The sequence below is a fragment of the Blastococcus sp. PRF04-17 genome (assembly GCF_023016265.1).
In the GTDB taxonomy this organism is placed as follows: Bacteria; Actinomycetota; Actinomycetes; order Mycobacteriales; family Geodermatophilaceae; genus Blastococcus_B.
Genome location: NZ_CP095412.1, coordinates 3,453,292 through 3,471,976 on the forward strand (window position 1 = coordinate 3,453,292; position 18,685 = coordinate 3,471,976).

General features: G+C 73.8%; 19 protein-coding genes. 11 read left to right on the forward strand and 8 right to left on the reverse strand.

The genetic code is table 11. The features are described 5' to 3' along the window. Positions 1-2: 2 nt before the first annotated feature. Both MVA48_RS17430 and MVA48_RS17435 read right to left on the reverse strand, forming a co-directional pair. The gene (locus MVA48_RS17430; protein ID WP_246982041.1) at positions 3-1,580 is read right to left on the reverse strand and encodes a phytoene desaturase family protein; all 1,578 of its coding nucleotides are present in this window, start codon (positions 1,578-1,580) and stop codon (positions 3-5) included. A gap of 33 nt (positions 1,581-1,613) precedes the next feature. After that, the gene (locus MVA48_RS17435) at positions 1,614-1,823 is read right to left on the reverse strand and encodes a hypothetical protein (RefSeq protein WP_246982043.1); all 210 of its coding nucleotides are present in this window, start codon (positions 1,821-1,823) and stop codon (positions 1,614-1,616) included. 243 nt (positions 1,824-2,066) lie between these two features. Here MVA48_RS17435 and MVA48_RS17440 point away from each other — a divergent pair, with 243 nt between their 5' ends. The 4 genes from MVA48_RS17440 (at position 2,067) to MVA48_RS17455 (ending at position 5,216) form a co-directional block, all read left to right on the forward strand. Beyond that, complete coding sequence (locus MVA48_RS17440) at positions 2,067-3,134, forward strand: C40 family peptidase (RefSeq protein ID WP_246982044.1); 1,068 nt, start codon at positions 2,067-2,069, stop codon at positions 3,132-3,134. 134 nt (positions 3,135-3,268) lie between these two features. Then, positions 3,269-3,592 carry a DUF3817 domain-containing protein gene (locus MVA48_RS17445; RefSeq protein WP_246982045.1) on the forward strand — a complete coding sequence of 108 codons (324 nt, stop codon included), beginning with the start codon at positions 3,269-3,271 and terminating at the stop codon, positions 3,590-3,592. A 38-nt stretch (positions 3,593-3,630) separates the two neighbouring features. Further along, complete coding sequence (locus MVA48_RS17450) at positions 3,631-4,953, forward strand: serine hydrolase domain-containing protein (RefSeq protein WP_246982046.1); 1,323 nt, start codon at positions 3,631-3,633, stop codon at positions 4,951-4,953. Positions 4,954-4,973: 20 nt separating this feature from the next. Continuing rightward, a complete protein-coding gene (locus MVA48_RS17455; RefSeq protein WP_246982047.1) occupies positions 4,974-5,216 on the forward strand; it encodes a DUF3253 domain-containing protein in 243 nt (80 codons plus the stop codon). Between the two features lie 4 nt (positions 5,217-5,220). Here MVA48_RS17455 and MVA48_RS17460 read toward each other — a convergent pair whose 3' ends face one another. After that, on the reverse strand, positions 5,221-5,706 hold the full coding sequence (locus MVA48_RS17460) for an Lrp/AsnC family transcriptional regulator (RefSeq protein ID WP_246982048.1): 486 nt from the start codon (positions 5,704-5,706) through the stop codon (positions 5,221-5,223). 213 nt (positions 5,707-5,919) lie between these two features. On the opposite strand from MVA48_RS17460, the gene pdhA reads away from it, so the two are divergent. From pdhA to MVA48_RS17485, 5 genes are all read left to right on the forward strand, one after another. Then, positions 5,920-7,071 (forward strand): pyruvate dehydrogenase (acetyl-transferring) E1 component subunit alpha, encoded by a 1,152-nt coding sequence (pdhA, locus tag MVA48_RS17465; RefSeq protein WP_246982049.1) that lies wholly within the window; start codon positions 5,920-5,922, stop codon positions 7,069-7,071. Position 7,072: 1 nt separating this feature from the next. Next, positions 7,073-8,053 (forward strand): alpha-ketoacid dehydrogenase subunit beta, encoded by a 981-nt coding sequence (locus MVA48_RS17470; RefSeq protein WP_246982050.1) that lies wholly within the window; start codon positions 7,073-7,075, stop codon positions 8,051-8,053. A 2-nt stretch (positions 8,054-8,055) separates the two neighbouring features. Next, positions 8,056-9,555: a dihydrolipoamide acetyltransferase family protein gene (locus MVA48_RS17475; protein ID WP_246982052.1), complete on the forward strand. Its 1,500-nt coding sequence runs from the start codon at positions 8,056-8,058 to the stop codon at positions 9,553-9,555. A gap of 10 nt (positions 9,556-9,565) precedes the next feature. Next, on the forward strand, positions 9,566-10,738 hold the full coding sequence (locus MVA48_RS17480; RefSeq protein WP_246982054.1) for an AGE family epimerase/isomerase: 1,173 nt from the start codon (positions 9,566-9,568) through the stop codon (positions 10,736-10,738). 82 nt (positions 10,739-10,820) lie between these two features. After that, positions 10,821-11,288: an SRPBCC family protein gene (locus MVA48_RS17485; RefSeq protein ID WP_246982056.1), complete on the forward strand. Its 468-nt coding sequence runs from the start codon at positions 10,821-10,823 to the stop codon at positions 11,286-11,288. Between the two features lie 161 nt (positions 11,289-11,449). Here the strand turns inward: MVA48_RS17485 and MVA48_RS17490 are convergent, their stop codons facing one another. The 4 genes from MVA48_RS17490 to MVA48_RS17505 are packed head-to-tail and all read right to left on the reverse strand — an operon-like array spanning position 11,450 to position 15,649. Then, positions 11,450-11,710, reverse strand: a complete 261-nt coding sequence (locus tag MVA48_RS17490) for an HPr family phosphocarrier protein (protein WP_246982057.1) — start codon at positions 11,708-11,710, stop codon at positions 11,450-11,452. A gap of 36 nt (positions 11,711-11,746) precedes the next feature. Further along, a complete protein-coding gene (locus MVA48_RS17495; protein WP_246982059.1) occupies positions 11,747-13,855 on the reverse strand; it encodes a PTS fructose transporter subunit IIABC in 2,109 nt (702 codons plus the stop codon). Positions 13,856-13,868: 13 nt separating this feature from the next. Then, the gene (locus MVA48_RS17500) at positions 13,869-14,882 is read right to left on the reverse strand and encodes a 1-phosphofructokinase family hexose kinase (protein ID WP_246982061.1); all 1,014 of its coding nucleotides are present in this window, start codon (positions 14,880-14,882) and stop codon (positions 13,869-13,871) included. Continuing rightward, the gene (locus MVA48_RS17505; RefSeq protein WP_246982063.1) at positions 14,879-15,649 is read right to left on the reverse strand and encodes a DeoR/GlpR family DNA-binding transcription regulator; all 771 of its coding nucleotides are present in this window, start codon (positions 15,647-15,649) and stop codon (positions 14,879-14,881) included. The genes MVA48_RS17500 and MVA48_RS17505 overlap by 4 nt, the downstream gene beginning before the upstream one ends. 170 nt (positions 15,650-15,819) lie before the next feature. Between MVA48_RS17505 and MVA48_RS17510 the strand changes: the two genes are divergently transcribed. Together MVA48_RS17510 and MVA48_RS17515 are read left to right on the forward strand one after the other, a co-directional pair. Continuing rightward, the gene (locus MVA48_RS17510; protein ID WP_246982065.1) at positions 15,820-17,532 is read left to right on the forward strand and encodes a putative PEP-binding protein; all 1,713 of its coding nucleotides are present in this window, start codon (positions 15,820-15,822) and stop codon (positions 17,530-17,532) included. A gap of 132 nt (positions 17,533-17,664) precedes the next feature. Continuing rightward, the gene (locus MVA48_RS17515; protein WP_246982067.1) at positions 17,665-17,808 is read left to right on the forward strand and encodes a hypothetical protein; all 144 of its coding nucleotides are present in this window, start codon (positions 17,665-17,667) and stop codon (positions 17,806-17,808) included. A gap of 149 nt (positions 17,809-17,957) precedes the next feature. Here MVA48_RS17515 and MVA48_RS23590 read toward each other — a convergent pair whose 3' ends face one another. Beyond that, positions 17,958-18,089, reverse strand: a complete 132-nt coding sequence (locus MVA48_RS23590) for a hypothetical protein (protein ID WP_256461088.1) — start codon at positions 18,087-18,089, stop codon at positions 17,958-17,960. Between the last annotated feature and the right edge of the window lie 596 nt (positions 18,090-18,685).

Below are 18,685 nucleotides of genomic sequence, written 5' to 3' on the forward strand. Positions count from 1 at the left end.
GGTCAGCGGGGGTCGAGCAGGTGCCGAGCCGCCGCATAGCCGCCCAGCCCGCTGACCGCGCCACCGCGCACCGTTCCACCGGAGGACGCCGCGACGATCCGCGGGTGCGCCGTCGCCACGCCCCAGGTGCCGACGTCCTCGGGCTCGTCGGCGACCGGCCAGGCCAGGTCACCGTGGAAGATGTGCCCGCCGGGCATGGCCAGCGACTCCTCCACGTCGAGGGGTGACGCGGCCTGCAGGCACGGCTCCCCGTGCGCGTCGCGGGCCAGGCAGTCCAGGAGGGGCTCCTCGAGGTGCGCGTCGAGCTGGGCGACCACCCGCCGTACCGCCTCCCGCCGCGTGCCGACCGGGTCGTCGCGGTACAGCTCGGCCGGGGTGTGCAGGCCGAACAGGGTCAGCGTGTGGTGGCCGGTCGCCGCCTCCCGCGGGCCGAGGATCGACGGGTCGCTCAGCGAGTGGCAGTAGACCTCGAACGGGATGACGTCGGGCAGCCGGCCGGCCGCCGCTTGGGCGTACGCGGCGTCGAGCTGGGCGGCGGCCTCGTCGAGGTGGAAGGTGCCGGCGAACGCGGTGGCCGGATCCGCGCCGGAGCGCAGCCGCGGCAGCCGCGCCAGCACCATGTTGACCTTGAGTTGGGAGCCCGACGGGCGGCGGCCCGGGTCGGCGCCGGTGAGCTCGGCGAGCACGGTGGGTGCGGCCCCGCCGACCACGTGCCCCGCGTCGACGGCCCTCGTCCGCCCGTCGTCGTCGGTCCAGTGCACCGTGACACCGTCGTCCCTCGGCTCCAGGGCCGTGACCGTCGCCCGGGTGGCCAGCTCGGCGCCGGCCCGGCGGGCGGCCGCGGCGATCGCGCCGGTGACCGCGCCCATGCCGCCGACGGGCACCCGCCAGCGGCCGGTTCCGTTGCCGATCAGGTGGTAGAGGAAGCAGCGCCCGGCCAGGCCGTCGTCGGCGTGCAGGTCGGCGAAGGTGCCGATCAGGCCGTCGGTCAGGGCGACGCCACGGACGAGGTCGTCGGAGAGGTGGTCGCCGACCACGTCGGCCAGCGGGCGCTCCCGCAGGTCGTGCCAGAGCTCGGGGTCGCGGACCCGGCCGGCCAGCTCGTCGGGGGAGAGCAGCGGCTCGGTGAGCGTGGGCGCCAGGTCTTCCGCCAGCGTGGCCAGCCGCCCGTAGAACCGTTGCCAGCGGGCGAACTCGTCGTCGGAGCCGGTCAGCTGCCGGAAGGACGTCGCCGTCGCCGGCCCCTCGTCCCGCTCGACCAGCAACCCGGCCGGGCGGCCGTCCCGGACGGTCGCGGTGTACGAGGCGACCACCCGGTCGACCAGACGCAGGTCGAGGCCGAGGTCCTCGATGATGCGGTCCGGCAGCAGGCTGACGAGGTAGGAGTACGCCGACAGCCGGACGTCGACGCCCTCGAACACCTGGCTGCTGATGGCCGCGCCGCCCACGTGGGGGAGTCGCTCCAGGACGAGCACGGACCTCCCGGCTCGAGCCAGGTACGCGGCGGCGACCAGTCCGTTGTGGCCGGCGCCGACCACGACGACGTCATACCTGCTCCGGCTCCCGGCGCTCTCGATCACGGCCGGACCGTATCCCTCCGGCGACGTGGCCGATCAGCCGTCGTCCTCCGTGTCGTCGCCCTCCGTGCCGTCGCCTCCGTCGCCCGGCGTGCCGGTCTCCTCGCAGCTCGCGTCCTGGGGGTTCGACGCCTCCTGCCCCTGCTCGTCGCAGTTGGTCTCGCCGCGGTCGAGGTTCGTGTTGTCCCCGCAGGCGACCAGGGAACCGGCGAGTGCGAGCACCAGGAGGGGCCTCTTCAGATCCATGCCCCCGTACTGCGCCGTGGGGGCGGCCATGAAACGGGGCGGGTGTGACTCGTGTAACCGGTGAGGCGGGAAAGCCCTGCTCGCGACCCGCTGAACTCGGAATCCGACAAAACCACAGCCATGTCATTGTCACGAGCCGGTCACGACCCTTACGGTCTGTATGTCCGTCGGGGCGCTGAGTCACTGGCCCTGGAGCGCTGGACAGCCCCCGCACGACACCGATGAACGGAGCGCCGCCGCACCATGGCGACCCCCCTCGCGCGCGCCTCGCGCACCTCTTCCCGCCGTCCGGCCCGCCACCTCGTCGTGCGGCGGACGGTGCTGGCCGTCGCCGGCGTCGTCGGGGTCCTCTTCTCGACCGTGCCGGCGCAGGCCGCGCCGTCGAACTCGGCCGAGGCCGCCGCACTGGTGGCGGCCAAGGGGCACGACCTCGAGGTGATCACCGAGCGTTTCAACGAGGCGCGGGAGGCGCTGAAGAGCCAGCTCGCGATCGCCGAGGCGGCCCGCGGTGAGCTCGACCGGGCGACCGCCGAACTCGCGACGGCCCAGCAGCGCGTGCGAGGTCTGGCGCGCAGTGCCTACACCGGTGAAGGGCTCGGGGCCTTCCAGGCGATGCTGACCAGTGACTCCGCCGACGCCTTCGTCGACCGCATGGCCACGCTGCAGCTCGTCGCCGGCCACCAGAACGAGATCCTCGACGACGCGGCCGCGGCGAGTGCCACTGCGGCGCAGGCGCACGCCACCGCGCACCGTGCGGCCTCGGAGGCGCAGGAGCAGTACGACGCCGTCACCGCCCAGCAGGCCGCCCTCGAGGCGGAGGTCGCGGCGTACAAGGAGGCGTTCACCCAGCTGAGCGCCCAGGAGCAGCAGGCCGCGATCTCCGCGCACCACGGCGAGGAGCGCGCCAGCCGCTCCGAGGAGCGCGAGCCGGTCGAGTCCACGGGCCCGATCCTGGCCGGCAGCTCGGCCGCCCAGATCGCGATCGACACCGCGATGGCGCAGCAGGGCAAGCCCTACGTCTGGGCGGCCGACGGCCCCGGCTCGTTCGACTGCTCGGGGCTCACGCAGTACGCCTTCGCCGCCGCCGGTGTCTCGCTGCCCCACTCCAGCCGCATGCAGTCGCAGATGGGCCAGCCGGTCTCCCGCGACCAGCTCCAGCCCGGCGACCTGGTCTTCTTCTACAGCCCGGTCAGCCACGTGGGCATCTACATCGGCAACGGCCAGATGGTGCACGCGCCGACCTCCGGCGACGTCGTCAAGGTGGCCCCGCTGATGAGCGGCTACAGCGGTGCCCGCCGCATCGCCGGCTGACGTACCCCGCGGGTGCGCTTACTGCGCATTCCGAGGCCGGGAATGGGCATCCAGCGCACATCGTCGGGAGCTGCTGCCGATCTCACACCGGGGCCGGGCCTACCTCGGTTGATCGCTCGGGGAGGATCGGGAGCGTGACTCCCCGTACCGCCGCGCCCCTGTTCCGCATCGTCGCCGTCGCCGAGGCGCTCTCCTGGCTCGGGCTGCTCATCGGCATGTACGTCAAGTACGTGCCCCAGACCACGGAGCTCGGCGTCAAGATCTTCGGCCCCATCCACGGCGGCGTCTTCGTCGCGTACGTGGTGGTCGCCCTGATCGCGTCCCGGGTGCTCCGCTGGACGGCGGGCACGACGCTGCTCGCGCTGGCGGCCTCGATCCCGCCGCTGGCCACCGTCTGGTTCGAGCGCTGGGCGAGCCGGAGCGGCCGGCTGCCCGAGGACGACGCGGTTCCCGCCTGACCTGCGGAGCCGGAGCGCCCCTCGCTACGGTCGCCGGCATGCCGGAACCCGTTCTCCCGACCACCGCCCGCGTCCTCCTCGCGCGCACCGCCCGTGCCCAGCGCGACGGGCGTGCGCCCAGCCTGGTCGCCGGCGTGGTCCGGGACGGCGGCCTGGCGTGGTCGACCGGCCGGGGCGAGGTGCCCGAGCCGCACACCGACGTCCAGTACCGGCTGGGGTCGATCAGCAAGACGGTGACCGCGGTCGTCGTGATGCGACTGCGCGACGAGGGTCGGCTGCACCTGGACGACCCGCTCGACCGCCACCTGCCGGGCACGCCTCTGGGCGACCGCACGATCGGCCAGCTGCTCTCCCACCTCGCCGGCGCCTCGGCCGAGAGCCCGGGCGGCTGGTGGGAGCGGACGCCGGGGGGCGAGCTCGCGGACCTGCGGCTCGGGACGGACGACGTCGTCCTGGGAGCAGCCCGGCGGTTCCACTACTCCAATCTCGGCTACGGCCTGCTCGGCGAGCTCGTCGCCCGCATGCGTGGGACCACGTGGGAGGACGCGGTCACCACCGAGGTGCTCGCGCCGCTCGGCATGGACCGCACCACGCCCCGGCCGGTGGCCCCTTCGGCGACGGGCACGGCGGTGCATCCCTGGGCCGACGTCGTCCTCCCCGAGCCCGAGCACCACGCCGGGGTGATGGCCGCGGCCGGTCAGCTCTGGGCCACCCTCGACGACCTCGCCCGCTTCGCCGCCTTCCTGATCGGCGACACCGGGGACGTGCTCGATCCCGGCACGCTGGAGGAGATGACCGTCCCCGGCGGAGTGGACGCCTCGGTGCCCGGCTGGTCGGCCTACGGCCTGGGCCTGCAGGTCCTGCGGGTCGACGAGCGGACCCTTGTCGGGCACGGTGGGTCGATGCCGGGCTTCCTCGCCGGCGTCTTCGTCGACCGCGACGAGCAGGCCGGCGCGGTGTCGCTGGCCAACACGACCTCGGGCCTCGAGGCCGTGGTCTTCGGGCTGCTGGCCGACCTCCGGGGCGCCGAGCCCCGTGTGGTGGACCCCTGGACGCCCTCCGCGGCCGCCGTGCCGCTGGACGTGCTGGGCATCTGGTTCTGGGGTCCCGCGCCGTACGCGCTCCGGTCGGTCGCGGGTGGCCTGCTGCACCTCGGGCCGCTGCCCGGTCGCGGAGGTCGGGCCAGCCGCTTCGCCGCGCGCGACGACGGCACCTGGGTCGGTCTGGACGGGTACTACGCCGGCGAGACGCTGCGCATCGCCGGCGACCACCTCGACCTCGGCACGTTCGTCTTCACGCGGACCCCCTACGACCCCGAGGCGCCGGTGCCGGGCGGCGTCGACCAGCGCGGCTGGCGCTGAGGCGGTCCGCGGTGGACGAGGTGGACCTGCGACTGGAGCGCGTGCTCGAGGAGCTGCTCGACCGTCGCCGGCCCGAGGCGTCGGTGTGCCCGTCGGAGGCGGCCAGGGCGGTCGATCCGGTCGCCTGGCGGGAACTCATGCCGGCCGCGCGGGCGGCGGCGGGGCGGCTCGCCGACGATGGGAGGGCCGAGGTGACGCAGGGCGGCGAGGTGGTCGACGTGGTCACCGCCCGCGGCCCCGTCCGGGTCCGCCGGCCCCGCTGAGGTCCTACTCGGGATCGGGATCCGCGCCCGCCGCCCGTGCGAGCAGCGGTCCGAGCCGGTGGTCGACGAACCGGCGCATCGACAGCGCCGTGTCGATGCGCTGCACACCGGGGATCGCGAGCATCTGCTCGGCGATCCGCCAGAGGTCGTCGGCGTCCCGGGCGACGACCTGCACCAGCAGGTCGGCGTTGCCCGACAACCCGGTCACCTCGAGCACCTCGGGGATCTCGGCCAGACCGGAGCTCACCTCGGCCAGGCCGCGCTGCACGACCTGCACCGTCACGTACGCGCCCAGCGGATAGCCGAGCGCCTCCGGCCGCACCCGCCGGTCGAGCGGAGCCAGCACGCCGTTGGTCTCCAGCCGGCTCAGGCGCGTCTGCACGGTGTTGCGTGCCAGCCCCAAGCGCTGGGAGAGCGCCATGACGCTCGCCCGGGGGTCCTCGGCCAGGGCGAGCAGCAGTCGCGCGTCGGTGGCGTCGACCTCGGGCACGTTGCTCAGTCTGACATGCAAGGACGTCCGAGTACCTCCACTTCTGCGCAACCAGATCGGGGGATCTTGCGCAGATCGGTCAGCGGGTGGTGTTGTTCAGAACCCGGGGAGTCGTGTCAGGATGTGTGAACGGCGCCACACCCCGGTGCCCGTGCGGTCCACCACCGCGGCTCCGGAGACCCCGGCGGCAGCGGACGACGGCGAGGAGTGCTCGTGAGCGCGTTGAGCCAGACCACCGAGGTGGTCGACCCCGTACCCGGTGCGGGGGCACCGCATCTCCCTCAGCAGCCCGAACTGATCCAGCTCCTGACGCCCGAGGGGGAGCGCGTCGAGCACGCCGACTACGCGGTGGACCTCACCGACGAGGAGCTCCGCGGCCTCTACCGCGACCTCGTGCTGGTCCGCCGCTGGGACGTCGAGGCCACCGCGTTGCAGCGGCAGGGCGAGCTGGGCATCTGGGCGTCGCTGCTCGGCCAGGAGGCGGCGCAGATCGGCGCGGGCCGGGCGCTGGCCGACGACGACATGGCCTTCCCGACCTACCGCGAGCACGGCGTGGCCTGGACCCGCGGCGTCGACCCGCTGGAGGTCATCAGCCTCTTCCGCGGGGTCGACAACGGCGGCTGGGACCCGGTCTCGACGAAGTTCAACCTGTACACGATCGTCATCGGCGCGCAGTGCCTGCACGCCACCGGCTACGCGATGGGCGTCCAGCGCGACGGCGCCGAGTCCGCCGTCCTGGCGTTCCTCGGCGACGGTGCCTCGAGCGAGGGCGAGGTCAACGAGGCGATGATCTGGGCGGCCAGCTTCGGCGCCCCCGTCGTCTTCTTCTGCCAGAACAACCAGTACGCGATCAGCGTCCCGCTCGAGCGGCAGTCGCGGGTCCCGCTGTACCAGCGCGCGGCCGGCTTCGGCTTCCCCGGCGTGCGGGTCGACGGCAACGACGTCCTCGCCGTCCTCGCCGTCACGCGGGCCGCCCTCCAGGCCGCCCGGGAGGGCCAGGGCCCGACGTTCATCGAGGCCTTCACCTACCGCATGGGCGCGCACACCACGTCCGACGACCCGACCCGCTACCGGCTGGCCGGCGAGCTGGAGGAGTGGAAGCTGCGCGACCCGATCGCCCGGCTCAAGGCCCATCTCTCCCGCAGCGGCATCGCCGATCCCGCCTTCTTCGACGCGGTCGAGGCCGAGGCCGACGAGTTGGCCGCGCACATCCGCAGCGGGACGGTGAACATGCCCGACCCCGTGCCCGCGGAGATGTTCGACCACGTGTACGCCGAGCAGACGCCGCACCTGGCGGCCCAGCGCGACGAGTTCGTCGCCTACCACGCCAGCTTCTCCGACACCGCGGCCGGAGAGGGCCACTGAGATGAGCACCCAAACCCTCACCATCGGCAAGGCGCTCAACCTGGGCCTGCGCAAGGCGATGGAGGACGACGCGAAGGTCGTGCTCATGGGCGAGGACATCGGCAAGCTCGGCGGCGTCTTCCGCATCACCGACGGCCTGCAGAAGGACTTCGGCGAGGACCGCGTCGTCGACACCCCGCTCGCCGAGGCCGCGATCGTCGGCACCGCCGTCGGCCTGGCGATGCGCGGTTACCGGCCGGTCTGCGAGATCCAGTTCGACGGCTTCGTCTTCCCGGCCTACAACCAGATCGTCACGCAGGTCGCCAAGATCCACGCCCGCTCGAAGGGCAAGGTGGCGATGCCCATCGTCATCCGCATCCCGATGGGCGGGGGCATCGGCGCCGTCGAGCACCACAGCGAGAGCCCCGAGGCGTACTTCGCGCACACCGCGGGGCTCAAGGTCGTCGCCGTCAGCAACCCGGTCGACGCCTACTGGGGCATCCAGCAGGCGATCGCGCACCCCGACCCGATCGTCTTCCTGGAGCCCAAGCGCCGGTACTGGGAGAAGGCCGAGGTCGACACCGCCGCCGAGCCCGAGCCGCTGTTCCGCTCCCGCATCGTCCGCGGTGGGGACGACGTGACGGTGCTGGCCTACGGGCCGATGGTGAAGACCGCCCTGCAGGCCGCCGACGCCGCCGCGGAGGAGGGCCGGTCGCTCGAGGTCATCGACCTGCGCACCGTCTCACCGCTGGACCTCGACCCGGTGTTCGAGTCGGTGCGCCGCACGGGCCGCTGCGTCGTCGTCCACGAGGCACCGACCACGCTCGGGCTCGGGTCGGAGATCGCCGCGCGGGTGACCGAGTCCTGCTTCCATTCGCTGGAGGCGCCGGTGCTGCGGGTGGGCGGCTACGACACCCCGTACCCGCCGTCGAAGCTGGAGGAGGAGTACCTCCCCGACCTGGACCGGGTGCTCGACGCCGTCGACCGGTCGATGGAGTTCTGAGCATGGCGACCAAGCAGTTCCGACTGCCCGACGTCGGGGAAGGCCTGACCGAGGGCGAGATCCTGCAGTGGCTGGTCGCCGTCGGCGACACGGTCACGGTCAACCAGCCGCTGTGCGAGGTGGAGACGGCGAAGGCGGCCGTCGAGCTGCCCTCGCCGTGGGCCGGCACGGTGACCGAACTGCTCTTCGAGGCCGGGACGATGGTCGAGGTCGGCACCCCGATCATCACCATCCACGTGGGAGGCGACAGCGCACCGCCGCCGGCGTCCGACGCCGGGCAGGCCCGGGCCGACGGCGAGCCCGCGGCGGGCCTGATCGGTGGCGCCGCCCCGGGCGGCCGCACCGCGGTGCTGGTCGGGTACGGCCCGCGCACCACCGAGGCCAAGCGCCGCCCTCGTCGAAGCGGGGAGGCCGTCGCCGCACGCGCGACCGCGCCCGTCCTGCCCGAGGCGGACCACGGACCCGGGACCGACCGCCCGCCGCTGCTGACGACCGCGCCCGACGCCACGGCGAAGCCGGTGCGCCACGGCGGCCTCGAGGTCGGCCGGCAGGCCGAGGCGCACGCGCTGGTCGAGGCCGCGGCACCGTCGTCGGCGGCGCCGCACGGCCGGGGACGGCTCCGGCCGCTGGCCAAGCCGCCGGTGCGCAAGTACGCCAAGGACCTCGGCGTCGACCTCACGACGATCACCGGCAGCGGCGAGGGCGGCGTCATCACGCGGGCCGACGTCGATGCCGCGGTCGCCGGCACAGCCTTCGGTACCGAAAGCTCCGCCGCCCCGGCAGCTTTCGGTACAGAAAGCGCGGGGCGGGAGCGGCGGATACCGATCAAGGGCGTCCGCAAGCACACGGCGGCCGCCATGGTGGCCAGCGCCTTCACCGCGCCGCACGTCACCGAGTTCCTCACCGTCGACGTCACCCGGACGATGAAGCTGCGCGCGCGCCTGGCTGCGCGGCCGGAGCTGGCCGGTGTCAAGATCAGCCCGCTGCTGTTCGTGGCCAAGGCGCTGCTGCTGGCCGTGCGCCGGCACCCCATGGTGAACAGCTCGTGGGACGAGGCGGCGCAGGAGATCGTGGTCAAGGACTACGTGAACCTCGGCATCGCGGCGGCGACCCCGCGCGGTCTCGTCGTCCCCAACATCAAGGACGCCGACCGGTTGTCACTCGCCGAACTGGCCGGCGCCCTGGCCGACCTCACCGCGACCGCCCGGGAGGGCCGGACGGCACCGGCGGACATGGCCGGGGGCACGATCACCATCACCAACGTGGGCGTCTTCGGTGTCGACACCGGGACGCCGATCCTCAACCCGGGGGAGTCGGCGATCCTGGCCTTCGGGGCGGTCCGCGAGATGCCGTGGGTGCACAAGGGCACGGTCGTGCCCCGGCAGGTGACGCAGCTGGCGCTGTCGTTCGACCACCGGATCGTCGACGGCGAGCTGGGCTCGCGGTTCCTGGCCGACGTCGGCGCGCTGTTGCACGACCCGGGAAGCGCCCTGGCCTTTTAGCCTGCTGTCCGTGACGGATCTCGACCGGCTGCTCGACTTCGCGGAACGCTCCCTGCTGGCCGAGGGCGGCTTCGGCTACCTGGGGGACGACGGCGTCGTGCTGGCCGACCGCCCGGTGGAGACCTGGATCGTCGCCCGCATGACGCACGTCTTCGGCCTGGCGCACCTGCTCGGCCGGCCGGGCGCCGACGACCTCGCCCGGCACGGGGTCGTGGCGCTCGCCCACGGCCCGCTGCACGACGCCGAGCACGGTGGATGGCGGGCGAGCGCCACGGACGACGCCAAGACGGCGTACGTCCACGCCTTCGTGATGCTCGCCGGGTCCACGGCGACCGCCGCGGGGATCGAGGGGGGCCGGGCGCTGCTCGGCGAGGCGCTCGCCGTGTGGGAGACCCGGTTCTGGGACGAGGACGACGGCATGGCGGTCGAGGAGTGGGACCGCGGGTGGACGCAGCTGGAGGACTACCGGGGCGTCAACGCGAACATGCACGGCGTGGAGGCCATGCTCGCCGCCGCCGACGCGCTGGAGGCCGAGTCACCACCGCTCGCCTGGGACCTCCGCGCACAGGCGCTGCGCGCGACCGAGCGGGTCGTGCACGGCTGGGCGCGGGAGCGGGACTGGCGGCTGCCCGAGCACTTCACCGCCGACTGGGCGGCCCTTCCCGAGTACAACGCCGACCAGCCGGCGCATCCCTTCCGGCCGTACGGCATCACACCCGGGCACCAGTTCGAGTGGGCGCGGCTCGCGCTCCACCTGCGCGCCGTGCTGCCGGACCCACCCGGCTGGTTGCTGGACGACGCCGTCGCACTGTTCGACGCTGCGGCGACCCGCGGCTGGGCGGCCGACGGTCACGACGGCTTCCCGTACACGCTGGGCTGGGACGACCGCCCGGTGGTGGCCGCGCGCATGCACTGGGTGCTCTGCGAGGCGATCGCCGCAGCGGCCGTGCTGGCCGAGGTCACCGGCGAGGCCCGCTACCGCGAGCTGGCCCGGAGCTGGCGAAGCCACGGCGAACGTGCCTTCGCCGACGCCGCCACCGGCAGCTGGCACCACGAGCTCAGCCCGGATGGTGCGGTCGCCACCGACACGTGGGCGGGCCAGCCCGACGCCTACCACCTGGCCCAGATGCTGCTGCTGGACGGTCGCCCGATCAGGGGAAGCCTCGCCTCGTCGCTGCGGTGACCAGCGCGTTCTACGTGTCGGATGCGCGGCAGGAGGGTAGGCGGACACCCGACCGACCGTCGTCAGAACAGAGGAGCAGGCCGTGGCCAGCGTGCAGGAGTCCATCGACGTCGACGTGCCCATCAGGGTCGCCTACGACCAGTGGACGCAGTTCGAGTCCTTCCCGCAGTTCATGGGGGGCGTCGAGCGGATCACGCAGCTCGACGACAAGCACACCCACTGGGTCACCAACATCGACGGCGTCAAGCGGGAGTTCGACGCCGAGATCACCGAGCAGCACGTCGAGGAGCGCATCGCCTGGGCCAGCACCAGCGGCGAGGCCAAGCACGCCGGTGTGGTCACGTTCCACCGGCTCGACGACACGAAGACCCGCGTCATGATCCAGATCGACTGGGAGCCCGAGGGGCTCGTCGAGAAGGCCGGTGCCGCACTGGGCTTCGACGACCGTCAGGTCAAGGCCGACGCCAAGCGGTTCAAGGAGTTCATCGAGAGCCGCGGCACCGAGACCGGCGCGTGGCGGGGCGACGTCCCCCGCCCCGACCAGCAGTAGCCGGCGCCCCGCCATGATCAGGTGACCTGATCACCACGTGTCCTCCCTCGCGGTGGGCCGTGAGGGAGGACGCTGCACGATCAGGTCACCTGATCAAGACCCGCGTGACGACGACGGCGCCCGTCCCTTCTCGGGGCGGGCGCCGTCGCGCGTCTGCCGGCCTACTCGGCGTCGAGGTCCTGCGCCACGAGGTCGGCGATCTGGTCCAGCACCGCCTGGTCCTCGCTGCTGACGACGACCTCGGCGCCCTGCTTGGCGCCCAGGGTCATGATCATGAGCGGTGAGCCGGCGTCGATCGGCACGCCTCCCGGCGTGGCCAGGGTGACGGGTACGCCGGCCTTGCCGACGGCCTCGGCGATCAGCGCCGCCGGACGGGCGTGCAGCCCGACCCGGGAGCCGACGGTGACGGTCTGACTGGGCATCTGTCCTCTTCCTCGCTGCTGGAAAGTCGCTTCGGGTCAGCTTGCCGCTGAGGCGCTCGTGGCGCTCGCCGGAGCGGCGTGGGTCGGGGCGTGCGCGTGCTCGAGGTCGACGGCGTCCTCCGGCGCGTCCTCGGCGTCGCTGCGGCCGAAGCTCTTCGCGACGGTGACCGCCAGGGCGCCCACCACGGTGCCGGCGATGAGCGCCAGCACGAACCAGAGCAGACCGGTGATCGCGAAGAACACGAAGATCCCACCGTGCGGCGCGCGCAGCTCGACGCCGCTCGCCGCCACGATGGCCCCCGTGGTGGCGCCGCCGAGCATCATCGACGGGATGACCCGCAGGGGGTCGGCGGCAGCGAACGGGATGGCGCCCTCGGAGATGAACGAGAGCCCCAGCAGCCAGGCGGCCTTGCCGTTGTCGCGCTCGGCCGGCGTGTACAGCCTGGGGCGGACGACGGTGCTCAGCGCCATCGCCAGCGGCGGCACCATGCCGGCCGCCATGACGGTGGCCATGATGACCAGTTGCTGGCGACCACCGTCTCCGGTGATGGCGGCGGTCAGACCGGTCGTGGCGAAGACGTAGGCGGCCTTGTTGATCGGGCCACCGAGGTCGAAGCACATCATCAGGCCGAGGATGATCCCGAGCAGGATGGCCGCGGTGCCGGTCAGGCCGTTGAGCCAGTCCCCGAGCCCCTCCAGCGCCGCCGCCAGCGGCCGGCCGAGCACGATGACCATCAGGCCGCTGGAGACCAGGGTGGCCAGCAGCGGGATGATCACGACCGGCTGGAGTCCCCGGACGCCGGCCGGCAACTTCCAGCGGCTGATCCACAGCGCGACGAAGCCCGCGATGATGCCGCCGATCAGCCCGCCGATGAAGCCGGCTCCCACGGTCACCGACACCGCGCCGACCACGAAGCCGGGCACGATGCCCGGCCGGTCGGCGATCGCGAAGGCGATGTACCCGGCCAGTGCCGGCACGAGGAAGCCGAAGGCGGCCTGGCCGAGCACGGTGCAGACGGCGCCGAGGTAGCCGAGGAAGCCGTCGTTGAGCCCCTCGATGCCCGACGCGCTCGGCAGGTCGAAGAACGAGTTGTTGAGCACCCAGCTCAGGGCGTAGCTCTGCCCGTCGACGTCCGGGTTGCTGTTGACGATCTGGTAGCCGCCGAGCAGGAACCCGAGGGCGATGAGCAGACCCCCGGCGGCGACGAACGGGATCATGTAGCTGACGCCCGTGAGCAGCCACCGGCGGACCTCGGTGGCGCCGCGAGCGCCGCCCCCGCCCGACGGCGCGGCCGACGCGGCTCCGGCGGTGCCGCTCACCCGGCGGGCGTCGGGGTCGTCGGCAGCGGCCAGTGCCTCGCGGATCATCGCGTCGGGCTCGTTGATGGCCCGCTTGGTGCCGCTCTGCACGACGGGCTTGCCGGCGAAGCGGTCCTGGTCCCGCACACCCACGTCGACGGCGAAGATCACCGCGTCGGCCGACCGGATGACCGCCGGGTCCAGCGGCGTGGCGCCCGACGAGCCCTGCGTCTCCACGTGGACGTCGACCCCGGCCGCCTGGCCGGCGGCGGCCAGCTTGTCGGCGGCCATGTAGGTGTGCGCGATGCCGGTCGGGCAGGCGCTCACCACGACCACGCTCTTCCGGGCGGCAGCCGGCGCAGCCACCGTGGGTTGCGCCGCTGGCGTGGAAGGCGCAGGGGAGACGACCTCGTCCACCAGGCGGACGATCTCCTCCTTCGACGTGGCCGCGCGCAGGGACGCCACGAACTCCGGCCTGACCAGCGCCCGCGCCAGCGCGGTGAGCAGGGTCAGGTGGTCGGCGTCCCCCTGGGCCGGGGCGGCGATGAGGAAGGCGAGGTCGGCCGGTCCGTCGGGCGCGCCGAAGTCCACCTTGGGCGAGAGGCGGGCGAACGCCAGCGACGCCTGGGTGACAGCGGCGGACCGGCAGTGCGGGATGGCGATGCCGCCGGGCAGCCCGGTCGCGGCCTGCGCCTCGCGGGCGAGGACGTCGGTCTCCAGGGCGGCGGCGTCGGTGGCCCGGCCCGCTCCGGCGACGAGTTCGGCCAGCCGGCGGACGACGGCGGTCTTGTCGGCACCGAAGTCGGCGTCGAGCGCGACCAGGTCGGGGGTGATCAGTGCGGTCATGGACCTCTCCGGGTCAGGGGACGGCCCGGCCGGTGGCCGGGGGGATGGGCGAGGTGTTCGCTGGACTGCCGGGCGCCCCGGCGGTGACCCGTACTGCTGGACCGTTCACCTGGGCCGGGGTGGGAACGGCTGATCCGGGGAGCGACGCGCTGGCCGCTCCGTAGGCGACTGCGTTGCGCAGCCGCTCGGCCGGCGGTGCGCCGGCGAGGTCGGCGAGCAGGTAACCGGCCAGGCTGCAGTCGCCTGCACCGACGGTGCTGCGGACGGTGATCCGGGGCGGCCGGGCGGTCCACACCTCGCCGCCGGCGGTCGAGAGGAGCGCCCCGTCGGCGCCGAGGGTGAGCAGCACCTCAGCGACGCCGCGGTCGTGCACCGTGCGCACGGCCGCCAGCGTCGCCTCGGGGTCGCGGAGGACGTCGTCCTCGGAGACACCGGCCAGCTGGGCGAGCTCCTCGGCGTTCGGCTTCAGCAGGTCCGGCGCCGCGGCGGGACCGGCCGCCATCAGCGCGAGCAGGGGTGCCTCGCTGGTGTCTACGGCCACCCGGGCGCCGGTGTCCCGCAGCGACGTCACCAGCTGCGCATACCAGTCCACGGGGGCGCCGGGCGGCAGCGAGCCGGAGAGTGCCACCCACCGGGCGGCCGCGGCGTGCCCGTGGAGCACGCCGGTCAGCGCGGCCCGGGTGGCCTCGGTCAGCTCCGCCCCGGGTTCGTTGAGCTTGGTGGTCGTGCCGGCCGGGTCGACCAGGGTGTAGTTGGTGCGGACCGGGGACTGCACCGGCACGGTGGCCAGCTCGAGGCCGAGGGCGCGCAGCGCCGTGACGATCGGATCGCCGGCGGCCGCCGGGAGCACCGACACGACGTCCCCTCCGGCGGCGGCGATCGCCCGCGCCACGTTGACGCCCTTGCCACCGGGCTCCGTGCTGGTGCCCGCCAGACGCACGATGGCGCCCTCGGCCAGCGGCCCCGGCAGGTCGAGGGTGCGGTCGAGACTGGGGTTGGCGGTCAGCGTGACCACCCGGCCGGTCATGCCAGCACCACCTCGATGCCGGCCTTCTCCAGCTCGGCGACCACCTCTGGGTCGGCCTGGTCGTCGGTGACCAGGACGTCGACGTCCTCCGGGGAGGCGAAGCGGACCAGGTGCTCCCGGTCGAGCTTGCTGCTGTCCGCGAGGACGACGGCCCGCTGACCCGCCCGGACCATGGCGCGCTTGACGGCCGCCTCGGCGTCGTCCGGCGTGGTGAACCCGTGCTGGGAGCTGATGCCGTTGGTGCCCAGGAAGGCGACGTCGACGCGCAGGTCGCCCAGCGCCCGGACGGTGCTCTCGCCGACCGCGCACTGCGTCACCCCGCGGACCCGGCCGCCCAGCACGTGCAGGGTGATGCCCTGGGCGACCGCGAGCCGGGCGGCGATCGGCACCGACGAGGTCACCGCCAGGAGCCGGCGGTCCGGGGGGAGGAGGTCGGCCAGTGCGGCGGTCGTGGTGCCCCCGTCGAGGGCGATGCTGCCGTCCGATCCCGGGAGCAGGTCGAGCGCGGCCGACGCGATGGCTCGCTTGGCCTCGCTCCGGGTGCTGTGTCGTTCGCCGAGACCCGGCTCGACCAGAGTCAGGGCGCCGGCAGGGACCGCACCACCGTGCACGCGGCGCAACATGCCTGCGCGCTCGAGCACGGCGAGGTCGCGGCGCACCGTCTCCGTGGTGACGCCGAACTGCTCGGCCACGGCGGTCACCGCCACGCGGCCGCGCTCGCCGACCAGGGCGGCGATCGCCTGCTGGCGCTCTTCCGGGTAGAGCACGCCCGCCTCCTCGTACCTGCTGTCGGATCGCGTGACCGCCTGCCCGTTGTCGTGGGCTTGCCGTTGCGTATGTGTTGTTTTACGTGGGATCGGTTGACAAGTCAACACATTTTCGTGACGCTGGTCACGACAGTCAATCGCCCCACCCCGTCGCCCTCTGCGAGGTCCTGATGCCGACCCCCGTCCCTGATCTGGCTCAGCCGCCCACCGCCGGCGACTCGTTCGTCCTGACCGGAACTCCCGTGGTGCCCGGAGCCGTGCTCGGTCCGGTCATCCGCCCGTCCGAGGGCGTCCGCCTCCCCGTCGCCAGTGAGCAGTCCGCGCTGGCGGAGGATGCCCGCGGAGCGGAGAAGGAGCTCTTCCGCGCGGCGGCGGAACTCGTCGCGACCCGCCTGGCGGCGCGGGCGGCGGCCGCCACCGGCGTGAGTGCCGAGGTCCTCTCGACGACCGCCGGTCTCGCCCGGGACCGCGGCCTCTGGGGCGCCGTGGAGCAGCGGATCGACGCCGGCACCCCGGCGGCGGTGGCCGTGGTGGACGCGGCGCAGCAGTTCGTGGACATGTTCACGGCGCTCGGGGGGCTGATGGCCGAGCGGGTCACCGACGTGCGCGACGTCCGCGACAGGATCGTCGCCGAGCTGACCGGCCAAGGGGAGCCGGGGATCCCGACCCCCGAGGTGCCCTCGGTGCTGCTGGCCGACGACCTCGCCCCCGCGGACACCGCCGGGCTGGATCCGGCGCACGTCATCGGGCTGGCCACACGGCTGGGCGGCACGACCAGCCACACCGCGATCATCGCCCGGCAGCTGGGTCTGCCCTGCGTGGTGGCGGTGGAGGGTCTGGAGGACGTCCGCGCGGGTGAGCTGGTGCTGCTCGACGGCGACGCGGGAACGGTCACCGTCGGGCCCGATCCCGGCGATGCCCGCTCCCGGGTGGAGGCGGCGCGGGCGGCCGCGGAGCTGCTCGCCCGCTACACCGGACCCGCCCTGACGCGGGACGGTTCGGCCGTCCCCGTGCTCGCCAACGTCCAGGACGGCGCCGGCGCCCGTGCCGCCGTCGCTGCGCACGCCGAGGGCGTAGGGCTGCTGCGCACCGAGCTCGCCTTCCTGGGCCGCGCGCAGGAGCCCACCGTGGAGGAGCAGGCTGCCGGCTACGCGGAGGTCTTCGAGGCGTTCGCCGGGCGCAAGGTCGTGCTTCGCACCCTGGACGCGGGGTCGGACAAGCCGCTCGCCTTCGCGACGCCGCCGGACGAGGCGAACCCGGCTCTGGGCGTCCGCGGGCTGCGGGTGGCCCGGCGCGACCCCGGGCTGCTCGAGCGGCAGCTCGATGCCGTGGCCGAGGCCGCCCGCCGGACCTCCTCGGTGCCCTGGGTGATGGCGCCCATGGTGGCGACCGTGCCCGAGGCCGCAGCCTTCGCAGCCGCCGTCCGGGCGCGGGGCCTCGTGCCCGGCGTGATGATCGAGGTGCCGTCGGCCGCTCTGCACGCCGACCGGCTGCTGGCGCACGTCGACTTCCTGTCGATCGGAACCAACGACCTCTCCCAGTACACGCTGGCGGCCGACCGGCTCTCCGCGGACCTCGCCGACCTCACCGACCCCTGGCAGCCCGCCCTGCTCCAGCTGGTGGGCATGACCGCCGACGCCGGGACGCGCCAGGGCAAGCCGGTCGGGGTGTGCGGGGAGGCGGCTGCCGACCCGTTGCTGGCCTGCGTGCTGGTCGGGCTCGGCATCACGTCCCTGTCCTGCGCCGCCTCGGCGGTCGCCGGGGTCGGCGCCCGGCTGGCCACGGTCAGCGTCGACGAGTGCCGGCGGGCAGCGGAGGCCGCCCTCGGCGCCGATGACCCCCAGGCCGCGCGCGCGGCTGCGCGGGCGATCCTCGCGGCGTGACCACTCTCACCCTCCGGGGTGAGGGAAACGCGGTCGAAGACCAGCACCGCCGATGATTCGTCGGAATATGGTTGCAGGCGCCTGCATTCTTAAGGGTGTCGGTACCAACTTCGAGGAAAAGAGGCAGTGACGATGAGCAGCGTGACGTCCAGCTGGCGGCAGCGTCGTCAGGCGGCGCGTACCCGGCGGGCGCTCGACAAGGCCCTCGCGCGCACGAGCAGCCCGGCCATGCGCGACGAGCTCCTGACGCTCGCCAACGGCGCCAGCTTCCGCTGATGCGCGAGCGGCACCTCCAGGGTGAGGCGCCGCTCGGAACGCGAACGACCCCGACCTCCGAGGGAGGCCGGGGTCGTCTGCTGTGCGGGGCCCCCTGTTTCGGGCCGAGGGCACCGAGTGGACGACGGCGTGCCCCCTGCCGCGACCGATCAGAACGGGTTGATCGGCAGCGAGGCCCGGACCACCATGCCGCCGACGCCGGCCTCCATCGCACCGGGGATCCCGGTCCCAGGACGCGCGCCGGCCCCCGGGCGCCTGGCCATCGGGAGGGCCCGGGTCACATCCGCAAGTCCTCTCACCCCAAGGGGTCGGCCGGGCTCAGGATCGGGCCGTTTCCTGCCGATCCGGCTCTCGTGCACAACCACCGGACCTCGTACGCATCCGGGCCCTCCGCCGACCGGCGGATCGCCCGGGCGTCGGCGTCCCCGTGGCCCGGCTGTGCCCGATGACCGGTCTGCTTCGCGAGGCACGCGAGACCTCCGGGGCGACGACCGGAGGCCTGCTCCGGTACGTCCGCGCCACCGCGGGGAACGACGCCGTCGCGGCGGTGCTGGAGCGGGCCGCCGTCCCGTTCACCGCCGAGGAGCTCGAGGACCAGGCGCGCTGGTGGAGCTACGACACCCGCATCCGCCTGTTCGAGGCCGCCACGGAGGTGCTCGCCGACCCCCGGCTGATGTACAAGGTCGGCGCATCGGCTCTGCAGAGCGGGCTGGCGCACGCGCTGGTCATCCTGCTCCGGGCGATGGGCTCGCCACGGCAGGTCTTCCGGAAGCTGCCTCGCGCGGTGGCCAAGTTCAGCACGACGTCGACCATGGAGGTGCTCGACGCGGGCGCCACGTCGGCGACGATCCGCTACACGCTGCACGAGGGCTATCGG

What these genes read in the sequence shown, in the direction of transcription:
- MVA48_RS17435 (WP_246982043.1), bottom strand. Translation starts at nt 1,823, where the DNA reads ATGGATCTGAAGAGGCCCCTCCTGGTGCTCGCACTCGCCGGTTCCCTG.
- MVA48_RS17440 (WP_246982044.1), top strand. Translation starts at nt 2,067, where the DNA reads ATGGCGACCCCCCTCGCGCGCGCCTCGCGCACCTCTTCCCGCCGTCCG.
- MVA48_RS17450 (WP_246982046.1), top strand. Translation starts at nt 3,631, where the DNA reads ATGCCGGAACCCGTTCTCCCGACCACCGCCCGCGTCCTCCTCGCGCGC.
- MVA48_RS17470 (WP_246982050.1), top strand. Translation starts at nt 7,073, where the DNA reads ATGAGCACCCAAACCCTCACCATCGGCAAGGCGCTCAACCTGGGCCTG.
- MVA48_RS17475 (WP_246982052.1), top strand. Translation starts at nt 8,056, where the DNA reads ATGGCGACCAAGCAGTTCCGACTGCCCGACGTCGGGGAAGGCCTGACC.
- MVA48_RS17490 (WP_246982057.1), bottom strand. Translation starts at nt 11,710, where the DNA reads ATGCCCAGTCAGACCGTCACCGTCGGCTCCCGGGTCGGGCTGCACGCC.
- MVA48_RS17495 (WP_246982059.1), bottom strand. Translation starts at nt 13,855, where the DNA reads ATGACCGCACTGATCACCCCCGACCTGGTCGCGCTCGACGCCGACTTC.
- MVA48_RS17500 (WP_246982061.1), bottom strand. Translation starts at nt 14,882, where the DNA reads ATGACCGGCCGGGTGGTCACGCTGACCGCCAACCCCAGTCTCGACCGC.
- MVA48_RS17510 (WP_246982065.1), top strand. Translation starts at nt 15,820, where the DNA reads ATGCCGACCCCCGTCCCTGATCTGGCTCAGCCGCCCACCGCCGGCGAC.
- MVA48_RS17515 (WP_246982067.1), top strand. Translation starts at nt 17,665, where the DNA reads ATGAGCAGCGTGACGTCCAGCTGGCGGCAGCGTCGTCAGGCGGCGCGT.